At 48.6% G+C, this 12,784-nt stretch carries 11 protein-coding genes; 7 read left to right on the top strand and 4 right to left on the bottom strand.

Going from position 1 to position 12,784, the window contains the following annotated elements:
* The first annotated feature begins 10 nt into the window (after nt 1-10).
* Nucleotides 11-637: a tetratricopeptide repeat protein gene (locus tag DXZ20_RS19950; RefSeq protein WP_163700048.1), complete on the top strand. Its 627-nt coding sequence runs from the start codon at nt 11-13 to the stop codon at nt 635-637.
* Here DXZ20_RS19950 and DXZ20_RS19945 read toward each other — a convergent pair.
* Together DXZ20_RS19945 and DXZ20_RS19940 are read right to left on the bottom strand one after the other, a co-directional pair.
* Complete coding sequence (locus tag DXZ20_RS19945; protein ID WP_006517302.1) at nt 627-836, bottom strand: ssl0294 family protein; 210 nt, start codon at nt 834-836, stop codon at nt 627-629. The two genes, DXZ20_RS19950 and DXZ20_RS19945, sit on opposite strands and share 11 nt — an antisense overlap.
* A gap of 92 nt (nt 837-928) precedes the next feature.
* Complete coding sequence (locus DXZ20_RS19940) at nt 929-2,542, bottom strand: serine/threonine-protein kinase (RefSeq protein ID WP_163661113.1); 1,614 nt, start codon at nt 2,540-2,542, stop codon at nt 929-931.
* A 527-nt stretch (nt 2,543-3,069) separates the two neighbouring features.
* On the opposite strand from DXZ20_RS19940, the gene pheT reads away from it, so the two are divergent.
* A complete protein-coding gene (gene pheT / locus DXZ20_RS19935) occupies nt 3,070-5,493 on the top strand; it encodes a phenylalanine--tRNA ligase subunit beta (protein WP_163661115.1) in 2,424 nt (807 codons plus the stop codon).
* A gap of 50 nt (nt 5,494-5,543) precedes the next feature.
* Here pheT and mrdA read toward each other — a convergent pair whose 3' ends face one another.
* On the bottom strand, nt 5,544-7,367 hold the full coding sequence (gene mrdA, locus DXZ20_RS19930; RefSeq protein ID WP_163700046.1) for a penicillin-binding protein 2: 1,824 nt from the start codon (nt 7,365-7,367) through the stop codon (nt 5,544-5,546).
* A 407-nt stretch (nt 7,368-7,774) separates the two neighbouring features.
* Here mrdA and DXZ20_RS19925 point away from each other — a divergent pair, with 407 nt between their 5' ends.
* From DXZ20_RS19925 to DXZ20_RS19905, 5 genes are all read left to right on the top strand, one after another.
* Nucleotides 7,775-8,911 (top strand): ABC transporter ATP-binding protein, encoded by a 1,137-nt coding sequence (locus DXZ20_RS19925; protein WP_163661119.1) that lies wholly within the window; start codon nt 7,775-7,777, stop codon nt 8,909-8,911.
* A gap of 158 nt (nt 8,912-9,069) precedes the next feature.
* Nucleotides 9,070-10,215, top strand: a complete 1,146-nt coding sequence (locus tag DXZ20_RS19920) for an extracellular solute-binding protein (protein WP_163661121.1) — start codon at nt 9,070-9,072, stop codon at nt 10,213-10,215.
* A gap of 52 nt (nt 10,216-10,267) precedes the next feature.
* Complete coding sequence (locus DXZ20_RS19915; protein WP_250564824.1) at nt 10,268-11,137, top strand: ABC transporter permease; 870 nt, start codon at nt 10,268-10,270, stop codon at nt 11,135-11,137.
* The gene (locus DXZ20_RS19910; protein ID WP_163661125.1) at nt 11,134-11,943 is read left to right on the top strand and encodes an ABC transporter permease; all 810 of its coding nucleotides are present in this window, start codon (nt 11,134-11,136) and stop codon (nt 11,941-11,943) included. Before DXZ20_RS19915 ends, DXZ20_RS19910 begins: the two co-directional genes overlap by 4 nt.
* A 196-nt stretch (nt 11,944-12,139) precedes the next feature.
* Nucleotides 12,140-12,340, top strand: coding sequence for a hypothetical protein (locus tag DXZ20_RS19905; RefSeq protein WP_163661126.1), 201 nt, complete (start codon nt 12,140-12,142; stop codon nt 12,338-12,340).
* Nucleotides 12,341-12,348: 8 nt separating this feature from the next.
* On the opposite strand, the gene psb35 is transcribed toward DXZ20_RS19905, so the two are convergent.
* Nucleotides 12,349-12,564 (bottom strand): photosystem II assembly protein Psb35, encoded by a 216-nt coding sequence (psb35, locus tag DXZ20_RS19900; protein ID WP_163661128.1) that lies wholly within the window; start codon nt 12,562-12,564, stop codon nt 12,349-12,351.
* Between the last annotated feature and the right edge of the window lie 220 nt (nt 12,565-12,784).

Below are 12,784 nucleotides of genomic sequence, written 5' to 3'. Positions count from 1 at the left end.
TGCAATCAACATGCTGCTATCTAGACCCCCATCATCTGCCAACAGCCTTTCAGTTAGCCATACAAGGAAAAACACCCACAAGTTACTGCATCAAGCCATACAGCAGCAGGATTATTCCACGGCAATTCATCTATTGAGCTATCTGATTGCTCAGGAGCCTCAAACCTCAAAGCACTATAGCAACCGGGGCCTAATGCACTATCACAGAGGAAAGTGGCCTCAAGCAATACGCGATTACAACCAGGCGCTTCAGATTAATCCCAACGATGATCGGATTTATGCGTATCGTGCCCGGTGCAATATCGCACTAGAGCATTGGGATGCAGCCATTACCGACTACGACTTCGCTATCGATATCAACCCACATAACACTCAAGCAAGGCTCCATCAGGGTGTACTGTTCAGAGCCCTCCAGATGTATGACGATGCCATCGTTTGCTTCGATTTAGCACTATTTTTAGGTCAATTAAACGCTCACATCTACGCAGAGCGAGGACGTACTTATCAATTAATTGGCCATTGGAACTGTGCCTTTGGAGACTATCAAAAGGCTCTGGAACTCCTGTGTAAAGCTCCTAGCTCACCCTTAAAATCTCAAATACAAGCCTGGATTTCAGAATTACTGCCTAGTCAATAGAAATAGTTTGAGGGCCTTTGCCAGAATTATCATCATCATCTGCCTGGTCTGCAACACTGGCTCCCTGATCCACCAACCAGCTTTTGACTGGATCATCATTCAAGTTGAGCTTTAGAAGACCAGATGCAAATCCGCCAACAAAGGCCATAGGATTTCCCAAGAGTTCTTGCACAAGAGGTGTGAGCTCATCAAGAAACATAGAATTAATAGATCGTCACAAAAATTACCTTAGTTATCCTAACGCGGCTCAGGAAAAATCGGGTGTAAGGTAGAGGCAAATCTCTTAGGTCTTTAGCGTAGCCCTCGACGCCCATTGGGGTAGATCGTAGACCAGTTTGTTTTAGCTGCCGCTAACTGACTCTCAGTTAGATTAGCGCCTGTTAAATCAGCACCACACAAGTTGACCCCTTTGAGGTTAGCGCCTGCCAAATTACTACGACTCAAGTTAGCCCCACGCAGATCGCTATTCTCCAAATTTACTGCTCCCATATAAGCATTGGAAAGCTTGGCATTTTTCAAATTACATTGACGCAAGTCAGCCTTGCTCAAGTTGGTATTCGTGAGGTCAGCCCCTTGTAAATTACAGTACCTCAGCTGCGCACCAGCAAAACTCGCACCGCTAAGGATCATGCGTTGTAAATTGAGCTGAGCCAAAGGCTGCAAAGAAAAATCACGATGACCTCGACTATAAGCCCTTTGCACCGCTTCAGGTGTAATTTTCTTACCATGCCCAGAAAAGGGACCCGATTGGCTTGAGCTACTAGACAACAAATTACCCGAAGGGCGACGGGGTGCAACTGGAGATGGTTTTGTATTTTGGCGTCGTTCCTTTCGCGCCCGAATAGCTGCCGCCATCCGAGCGGATGGGGAAACTACAGATTGGGAATCATCTAACCCCAATACTGTAGCCGTATCGTCACTATTGAAGGTCGGCTGACTCACAGGCCCGACATCTTTAGGTGCAGTGGTAGGAATCGCCATATTTTGCGCCAGGCTATCTAAATATGGCTCTAAATCAAGATCTCGCAAAATGGCATCAGCTGAACTATAGCGATGGCGCACTGAAATTTCCAGCATTTTGCTCAAAACATTTGCGAAGTGATCGCTCACTTTTACATGCTGCTGCCAAAGAATCTCCCCAGACTGGGGATCATAGGACATCTCCTTCGGCGACTTTGCCGTTAGCAGATAGAGACAGGTAACCCCAATTGCATAGATATCACTGGCATATACCGGTCTCATTGCCATTTGCTCAGGCGGTGCATAACCTGGAGTACCTACAGCATAAGCAGTTAAGGCTGTATGCCCCGACTCTTCATTCGCCTTAACCGGGTTCACCTTATCTTTGACGGCACCAAAATCAATCAGTACTAAACGCTTATCGGCATCCCGACGAATCAGGTTAGCTGGTTTAATGTCACGATGAATGACTTGGTTACGATGAATGTACTGCATGACTGGCAACACTTCACTTAGAAATTGTTTGGTACCAGCTTCGCTAAACGCCCCATTGGTTTTTACCTCTTTCTGAAGTGTGAAACCATGGATATATTCCTGCACTAAGAAGAAATCTGTGCGGGCTTCAAAGTAATCTAGCAGACGTGGCAGTTGAGGATGATTGCCAATTTTGCCAAGGATTTTAGCTTCACGCGCAAATAGATCGCGGGCCATCTGCATCACATGGGGAGCTTCTGCAGTGGGTCGCAATTGCTTAATTACACAAGGCGGACAGCCAGGTAAGCCCTCATCATGGGCCAGAAATGTAGTGCCAAAACCACCCTTACCTAACGCGCCGCTGACACGATAGCGATCGCGTAATAGTAAATCTGCCCCACATGCAAGACACTGTCTTGCCGTGGACGGATTTTTAGGGCTAGGACACTCTGAATTGATGCAGTAGGTCATGTAGCTTTAGCCACCCTGCTCACATGATATGAATGGGGCTATGGTTTAACTATGGCACGACATCTCAAAACACTGGGCAGGGAACGACCCTTTACCACTGAATCCATAGAGAATGAAATCGATTGGAATTTGCTCCAGTAATTTCTAATTACTTCGCATTTCTCAACCATCAGCCATGAGTAAGAGAATAACCAAGATTCTTTTAATAGCTTAATTTTATTCCTTACCCATTTAAAGAATTCCCTTGGCTTTGCCCACATGGAGATTAGATCAGTATTAAAGCAATATTGCTTATCAAATAATCACAATGTATTTGTTTATTATCTTTATTATCTTATCCAACTGTTAATGGTGCCAGTGTCAATTTAAGAATTGGTGTCTTAAGGATAAAGCGTTGAGCCTATTTTAGGGAATTGATATGAGAGAATATTCAGACTCGCGCAACACAATTAAACAGGCGGCTTAAATCGGGGCTTCAACGGTAAAATGATTTCGGTCTATTGCCATTACCGTTTAACCCAGTTTCCATGCGCATTTCTGTCAACTGGCTCAAAGAATTTGTCGATCCTAAGCTAACACCTGAAGCCATTGGCGACGCTCTAACAATGGCAGGGTTTGAAGTAGAAGATATTGAAGAACGCCGTAGCTGGGCTGATGGTGTAGTTGTTGGCAGGGTAACTGACCGCCAGCCTCACCCAGACGCTGATAAGCTGAGCGTTTGTACCGTGGATATCGGTGAAGTTGAACCGTCCACCATTGTCTGTGGCGCAGCCAATGTGCGGGCCGATATTTTGGTCCCTGTGGCTAAGGTGAATACTTATTTACCCCAGGTAGACCTAAAAATTAAGTCACGTAAGGTACGCGGCATCCTTTCCTCAGGCATGATTTGTTCTTTAGCCGAGCTGGGTTTGGCCAAGGACTCAGCAGGCATCCATGTCTTTGGGGAATCCACCTTGGAATTGGGGCAAGATGTACGCCCATTGTTAGGTTTAGATGACACTGTCCTTGATTTATCGTCAACGGCCAATCGGGCCGATGCACTCAGCATGGTGGGCATTGCCCGTGAAGTTGCTGCCATTACTGGCGCAGAGCTCAAGCTGCCCATTCAAGAGGTGGCTGTGCCGACGACTGCGAAGAGTCAGATTGAGATCGCACTTTCAGATCCCAAAGCCTGCCCCATTTACATCGGCACAGTATTAGAGCAGGTAAAAATTGGCCCATCCCCCACCTGGCTCAAGCAACGCTTGGAAGCTTCGGGTACTCGCTCCATCAACAATGTGGTGGATATTACCAACTATGTACTTTTGGAATGGGGCCAGCCCCTCCATGCCTTTGATCTTGATCGTCTGACGCAAGGAAAACAAACAACGATTAGCGTCCGCTTTGGCAAACCTGACGAAACCCTCAAAACTCTGGATGGCCAAGATCGACCGCTGAAAGACCAGACCTTAGCCATTACCGCCAATGATGAGCCCGTAGCGCTTGCTGGTGTCATGGGTGGCGAAGACTCTGAAGTTTACGACGGCACTCAAAACGTTTTTCTTGAGGCCGCATTCTTTGATGCGGCTGTGATTCGACGTTCAGCTCGGAGTCAGGGGTTGCGCACAGAAGCATCAGCTCGCTATGAGCGAGGTGTCAATCCAGCTGAACTAGAGCTGGCTGCTGGCCGAGCGATTCAGCTCATGGTGGAGCTAACGGATGCTAAGGCAACCCACCTACAGGACGAACGCACCGAGATCGGCAAAATCACGCCCACTCGCACAGTGGGCTTAAGGCTGGAGCGAGTACGGCAAATCCTGGGCAATTACATCGCCGAAGATAGCACTGTCACCCCCCTCAACGCTGCTGATGTGGAAGATACGTTGGCTCGTTTAGGCTGCGGTCTGACGAACGATGGTGATGGTGCCTGGATCGTCACCGTCCCTGCCTATCGCTATCGTGACCTGGAACGGGAAATTGACTTGATCGAAGAAGTGGCCCGCTTATTTGGCTACAACCGCTTTGGCAACACCTTGCCCCAGCAGACATCCCGTGGTCGACTCTCCCCTGAAGCAGCCTTGGCACGTCAGCTAAGGGCCGCCTTCCGGGGAGCTGGCTTGACTGAAGTGCTGCACTATTCACTAACGAATCCAGCCCCTCAGCGCGTAGTGCTTGAAAATCCCCTATTTACAGAATATTCCGCTCTACGCTCCGATTTACTCTCCGGTTTGATCGATGGGTTTCAATCCAACCTGGAGAAGGGCAATGGTCCTCTCAATGCCTTTGAGATTGGCCATGTATTTGCTAATGAAGATGGTCAGCTTAACGAATATGAGCGCATAGGCGGCATTCTGGGTGGCAACGCGGCTGAAGGTCAGTGGAGTGGCACAACAGCGCCTATGACCTGGTATGAAGCCAAAGGAATCCTGGAGACTGTATTCCAGCAGGTCGGTCTGGCTGTCGATTACCGACCTGATAGCGAGGATGAGAGATTACATCCTGGCCGCACCGCGTCTCTATGGGTACGGGGTCGTACGCGTTTGGGCACCTTTGGTCAGCTCCATCCCCGGCTACGTCAAGAGCGGGATTTGCCAGAAGAAGTTTACGTATTTGAGCTGAACTGGGATGCGATCGCCACATGTCTCGTCAGCGACCGCTTCCGTGCGCCTAAGTTCAAGAGCTTCTCCCCCTATCCTGGGTCCGACCGTGACATTGCCTTCTATGCACCCACTAACGTATCCGTAGCCGACCTAGAGAAGCTAATTTCTCGCACGGGGGGTCAGCTCTTGGAAACAGTCACCCTGTTTGATGAGTACAAGGGTCAGGGAGTGCCTGAGGGTCAGCGGAGTTTAGCATTTCGTATGCTGTACCGAGCTAGCGATCGCACCCTAACCGACCAGGATATTGACCCCCTACAGGACAAAATCCGCGCCGCATTGGAGAAAAAGTTCAAAGTTACTCTACGTAGCTAGAGGAGTTTGTAGGAATTTGTAGAGGTCTGCATGCAGACCTCTACAAATTCCTATCCTGCGGATGGTGGTGCCTCCTCATCCTTCTTTTTCTTCGATGGTCCGTTGAAATAGACCTCCAATACTTCTTTAACCATGGGGGCAGCAAAAGCACCACCACCACCACCGGAATGCTCTCCAAACGCGACAACCAAAACCTCAGGGTTTTCAAAGGGGGCATAGGCCCCAAACCAGGTGTGGTTTTCAAAGGGAGGTGCTTCTGCCGTACCGCTTTTACCCGCTGGTGTTGGAATTGTAGGAACGTTTAATCGGGTACCTGTACCGCTGGTCACTACCTTGCGCAAACCATCTTGAATCACCTTGATAGTCTCAGGCTGCATGCCAACGGACGTTTTCCACTGTTTGGATTCAGCACCATCTAATAATAAGTGAGGGGTAACCCGATAACCGCCATTGGCTGCGATCGCAAACATCACCGCCGTTTGTAGCGGTGTTACCTGCATATAGCCCTGGCCGATGGTCATGTTAATGGTGTCCCCTAGATACCATGGTTCTTCAAGCATTTCCTGTTTCCAGGCCTCGTCAGGCACCAACCCAGCAGCCTCCTCAGATCCTAGTTCAATGCCAGTTTTCTCTCCCAAACCATACTTGCGCATCCACTCGATGATGGGTTCATGCCCCATCCTCATCCCCACTTGATAGAAAAAGGTATCGCTGCTCCACTGCATGGCTCCAACAAATCCCAGGGGACCAAATCCAGCATTGTTCCAGTCCCAAAATAAAATACCCCCCGCATTGATATTGGGGAAAGTGGGTAAAACGGTATTGGCCGCAAATGCCCCCGACTCAATTGCAGCAGCAGTGGTAATGATTTTAAAGGTACTAGCGGGTGGATAAGCCTGTAGAGAACGATTCAAAAATGGATTGCCACGGCTGTTCAGCTGCTCCCATTGGGCTTGGGTAATCCGGGTAGAAAAAATATTGGGATCAAATGTAGGTCGACTAACCATGGCCAAGATCGCTCCATCATTGGGATCCATAGCAATAATGGCTCCAACGTTATCACCTAAAGCCTTTTCAGCAGATTTCTGTAGCTCCAAATCCAATGTCAGGCGAATATTTTGACCCGATTGCGGCGGTTTTTCCCCCAAAATACTGAGAACATTGCCAGCACTATCGACCTCAACCTGCTGACCACCCCAAACGCCACGCAACATTGACTCAAAGGATTTTTCAGAACCCATTTTGCCAATGATATCCCCAAGGCGATAGTCGCGCCCATCCGCCACCATTTGGTCAAATTCTGCTTCGTCAATCTCCCCTGTATAGCCAATGACATGGGCGGCCAGGTCACCATTGGGATAGCTTCGGATCGCTTCTGCCTCCACTCGCACACCCGGTAGTTCCGATGCATATTCGGCCAGGGCGGTGGTCTGAGCCGGACTCAGGCCACGGGCGATCGCAATGGACTGAGTCGACTCATATCCAGCCGATGCAATCCGTTGCTGAATCTCCTCTTTTGGGATTTCCAATAACTGAGCTAGACGTTCTACCACTCGATCACGTTGATCCACCGGTAGTGCAATGGGCCAAATAGAAACCGAGTGAGAAAGACGACTACCCGCCAAAATTTTGCCTTTGCGGTCAAACATCGTGCCCCGAGCCGGTCGTCTTGGCAGCAGCAAAATCCGATTTTCTTCGGCCAGCTCACGATTGCGTTCGCCTTCCACCAATTGCAAATAAAACAGCCGGCTACCAATGCCTCCCAGCATCACCAACGACACAAAAAGCATCATGATCACTGACTGGTATTGGCGACCAACAGTACGTCCTCCCTTTTTTTCAACCTTGGCAGAGGGGTATTGAAGAAAGACCATGATTGACTATGCTGAAAAATTTTAGCGACGGGGCAAAATTATAGAAACAGGGCAGCGGCGAATGGAGAGAGGCATGGGGGTAGATACCATCAAGCCATATTCCTCAAATTACAGGTTCCATCCACCAATTCAGTGATTATCAGTGATTAATAGATTTACATACCTAAGCTAAAACTGCGTCCAAATAGATAGCTTAAGCTTTGAACAGTGTAGCTCCTAAGGCAAAATCCCAGCAGAATGAAAATGCTCAACATCACAGCAACCCAGCATCTGGCAACACGTCATGGTTTGGGTACCCTTGCCCTCACATCTCATCACTCCCTGAATATTGCCCCTACCAATTAATTGGGATTTTGGGCTACTGACCGTAAAATAATTCAAATGGACAATCATGAGGGTTGCATCCTATGGCTCAAACGATCTCTCCGCCAGCAGACACACTAGCGGCGGCATTGGATGTAGAACTCAAAGACGTCGTCAAAATCTTTGGGGATGAGACGGCAGTTCAAGGCCTTAATTTACAGATTCGACAGGGAGAGTTCTTTAGCATCCTCGGACCATCGGGATGTGGAAAAACCACTACACTCCGTATGATTGCTGGGTTTGAGACACTCACCTCCGGCGAGTTAACAATTCAAGGGCAATGTATGAATGGCGTACCTGCCCACCGCCGTTCAGTCAATACTGTATTTCAGAGCTACGCTTTGTTTAATCACATGAGCGTATGGGACAACGTAGCATTTGGCCTCAAAATCAAAAAAACTGCCAAGTCTGAGCTGCGCCACCAGGTAGGGGAGGCCCTCAACTTGGTGCAAATGGAAAGCTTTGCCAGACGGTTTCCCAATCAGTTATCTGGAGGCCAAAAACAGCGGGTGGCTTTGGCCCGTGCCCTTGTGAATCGCCCCGCAGTGATGCTTCTGGATGAGCCATTGGGAGCTTTGGATTTAAAGCTGCGCAAACAGATGCAAGTTGAACTTTCGAACCTGCACCAACGTTTGGGGATTACCTTCATCATGGTGACCCACGACCAAGAAGAAGCACTTTCCCTATCTGATCGCATTGCGGTGATGAAAGATGGCTGCATCGAACAGGTGGGCTCGCCCAATGAAATCTATGAACACCCCACAACCGCATTTGTCGCTGACTTTATCGGTGATACCAATTTACTCTCAGGACAAATTCAAAACCAGCCGCTAACGCTGGTCACCGCCAACGGTCTTCAGGTAGCTCTTTCCCCCTCATCTACAGACTTGAAGCAGCTTAACGGTAGCAGCTCAGTGGATATTAGTATTCGCCCTGAAAAAATTCACCTGAGAGCTAAAACTGAGACAGCAAAACCTATCAACCATGACAACTGTTATGCAGGTGAAGTTAAACACACCCTATACACAGGTCCCCATATTCATTGCATTATTGAATTAGCTACAGGTGAACAGTTGCGCGTGCTGCAACCCAACCATATGACGTATCAACCAGGAACTCCAGTCCATGTATCTTGGGCTGCCCCTGACTGCCAGGTCCTTATAGACCATAGCCCCACATAATCAAGGTTATCGATAACTCAGCTACTCCTGATTTCAAAACCAAGTCGTTCCTACTCCCTGATAACGATCGACATGAACAAATTCCGATTTCCCAATAGCCTAAGGTCAGGAAGTGGTTCTAAAGTATTCATGGTGTCTGCTTAGAGGAGAGAAAGACTGTGCCCCGCCGACTATCCCGCAATTCATCTTTGTTTTCGCGTACGTCTCGTCGCCGTTTTTTGCAAGGCTCTGTAGCAGCCCTAGCTGGAGTCGGTCTGTCGAACTGTCGCCGCACCATCGGCGAGACCACCGAAACACCCCCCAGTGCTGATACGACTGATTCAGCCCCAGCCTCTGGCACACTACACATTTATACGTGGGCTGATTATACAGACGATGAACTCGCTGCACAGTTCACTGAAGCCACTGGAATAGAAGTCAAAATCGACGTCTATGATTCCAATGAAACCATGTTGGCTAAGATGCAGGCCGGTGGTGGAGCGAACTACAGTTTGCTTTATCCGTCAGACTACATGGTCACTGAGATGATCGGTCTAGGTATGCTCACCGAATTGGATAAGTCTCGACTCGTAGGCTTAGACAAAATGCGGGAGAAGTGGAAGAGCCCTGTATACGATGAAGACAATACCCACAGCATTCCTTACAGCTGGGGCACCACAGGTCTGCTTTATAACTCTGAAGTCCTGACTACAGCACCTACAGATTGGGATTATCTCTGGGATAACAGTGACGTCCTATCGCGCAAAATGACCATGCTTGACGATGTGCGCGAAACCATGGGGGCAGTTCTTAGCTCCTTGGGATATTCCTATAACGCCACTGACCCTGCCCAACTAGAAGAGGCCTACCAGAAACTGCTTGAGCTCAAGCCTTCTCTGGCATCATTCAAGTCATTTGGCTGGCAAGACGAACTACTGAGCGGTGACTTATTACTGTCCATGGTGTATTCAGTAGAAGGTATCCCAGTCAGTCTTGAAAACCCCAATTTCAAGTACGTGATTCCAGAAAGTGGCTCCTCGGTTTGGACAGACACCATTGTGATTCCCACATCTGCGCCTAATGTGGAGGCGGCATATGAGTGGATTAATTTCAACCTACAGCCCCAGGTTTCAAAAGATACGGTAGAGCGTTTGTTCTTTGCCACGCCTAATGGAGAAGCGATGACGATGCTCTCCCAAGAGCTTCTGGACAATAAAAATTTATTCCCTCCCGAGGATATCCTAGCCAAGTGCGAAGGCATTGCTCCGGTTGGTGAGGCTAACGCCCTTTACGACGAGTACTGGACTAAAGTTACCAGCGCCTAAAGTAATGGATAGAGGTATTGGACCAACAGCGGCCTTACCAAAAGCCCTGAATATGGCCACCATTGGACAGAAGCTCAGGGCTAGTGTAAGGCCGTTAGGATTATTAGGACCAGCAGGGATATGGCTGTTGCTGTTAATTGTGCTGCCAACCTTGTTGATTGGAGAGTTGAGCCTGGTACCCGGCCTGAGACCAGGCGAGGCAATTGAAGGTTATGGCCTACTCAACTATCTCAGAATTTTAGAACCTACTTATCTACAGGTTTTACAGCGCTCAGCTACATTTGCAATGGGCACCACATTATTGTGCTTACTCCTGGGCTTTCCAGTGGCCTACTGGCTAGCCCTCATGGCACCTAAGCGATGGCGGAACTTGCTATTGGTGCTATTTATTTTGCCCCTTTGGACATCATCATTGCTGCGCACCTATGCATGGATCACGCTACTCAGACGATCTGGGGTGATTAACCTGGTCTTGAGCACCCTGGGATTACCAACTCAAGACTTGATGAATACACCTTGGGCCGTGTATATCGGCATGACCTATAGTTTTCTGCCCTATATGGTGCTAATTTTATATGCCTCTCTGGAGCGGTTAGATTTGCAGCTCCTGGAAGCAGCTGCCGACCTAGGCGCAAATCCGCGCATAGCGTTTTGGCGCGTCACTGTGCCTCAAACCATGCCAGGAATTGCGGCTGGCTGCTTGCTGGTGTTTGTTACCAGCCTGGGTGATTTTGTGGTGCCCACTCTGCTGGGAGGTCCCAACAGTATGACTATCTCCCGATTGATCTATAACCAGTTTTTGGGAGTAGCTCGTAATTGGGGATTTGGTTCTGCACTGAGTATGGTGTTGATCTTGATGGTGAGCTTAGCGATCGCACTTTTACTCAAATATGGCGATCGCAACCCTGAGCTTTATTCATGAAACCTGCTGCCTCTACCAATCAGAAAACTGAACGCAAGCTCCCGTCATGGCAGGCCATGCTGACCCTGGCCATGTACAGCTTTATGTACATCCCCATTATTATTTTGGGAGTGTACAGCTTTAATGAGTCGCGGTATGGCGCTATTTGGAAGGGGTTTAGCCTCACCTGGTATCGCAAGTTGCTAGGTGATGAGCGGCTGTTTTTTGCCCTGGGCGATAGTCTCAAAATTGCCCTGTGCGCTGTTGCGGTCTCTTCGGTGCTCGGCACGTTAATGGCCGTGGGGTTATCGAAGTATCGATTTCCAGGTAAATCGCTGTATACCGGCATTTCCTATTTGCCGCTAATTATTCCAGATATTGCGATCGCAGTCGCTACACTGGTCTTCTTAGCATCTGTAGCCATCCCACTGAGTTTATGGACAGCCATAGCCGCCCACATGGTGTTCTGCTTGGCCTACATTGCCATTGTTGTCTCTAGCCGCCTCAAGGGATTAGATCCCAACCTAGAAGAAGCCGCCTTAGATCTAGGTGCCACCCCTACCCAAGCCCTAATCAAAGTCTTAATCCCGCAGCTAACACCAGCCATTTTGTCAGGGTGTTTGCTAGCCTTTGTTCTAAGCATGGACGACCTACTGATTTCTAGCTTCACTGCAGGTGGGGCAAATCCGCTACCAATTGAAATTTTCAGTCGTGTCAAAACGGGTATTAAACCTGACATCAATGCCTTGAGCGTGTTACTCATTCTCGTCTCAGGTTTGATTGCCGCACTCTCAGAGTATTTTCGCTGCAAAAGTGATAATGCCTAAAAATCTTCTGAATATACTTTTATTTAACTTGAATTAAATCACCTAAAAGCGTGCCAAGGATCACAGGTTTAGACACTAAAAATCACGGTGAAAACCTTGCCCAGAGAGCATATTAGGAGTAGACATAAAAGTTCTCTTCAAAGACTTTATAACTCACTAATTTCTGTTTCCTGTAGTTGTCCTTAGAGCCAATGCCATGCTAAACCACAAAGCTACGACCCAGTCCCTAGAGGGTCTCATGCAAACAATCCTCAATCGTCGCCGAATCAATCGCGAAACTCAACAGGCACTGATGGCATCATTGCTCGGCAAAGCACAACTCAACAGCCATGAACAGGCACAGGTACAAAAAATCTTTGAGGCGATCAGCCAAGGTCGCCTACGAGTGATTGACTAAACTCAGACCTAGGCTTGATCGCTTTCCTGACTCTCTACATCCTTAGCTTCCACATCGGGTATAAAGTCAGGACGTGCCGCATCTTCCCAACCTGGAGGACGCTTGGAGTTGTACCAAGCAAGCGAGCCAATTACAACAGCAGCAATAAAGCCAACTACGTAAACTAATTGAAAGTAATACATGGGGATGCCCGATGCACCTACTTCCCCGAACAAAAATGCCATAAACCAGCCTAACCTCTTCTAAGATGCTTAAATTATATAAACGCGCAAAAAACGCAACGCATCTAAGCAATTATTTACATTTTATATTTTACTCCGCAGACGCTCCTGAATCCACTGGACTTGGCGCTGGCGCAACTGGAGCTGGGGCCGGGGCCGCCGGAGCTGGGGCCGGAGCCGCCGGGGCCGCTGGAGCCGAGGGTTCTGGAGTTGGGGCCGGAGC

It is taken from the genome of Adonisia turfae CCMR0081 (assembly GCF_011009555.1).
In the GTDB taxonomy this organism is placed as follows: Bacteria; Cyanobacteriota; Cyanobacteriia; order Phormidesmidales; family Phormidesmidaceae; genus Leptothoe; species Leptothoe turfae.
Note: the sequence above shows the minus strand (reverse complement) of the source record. Positions and strands in the feature narration are given on the sequence as shown.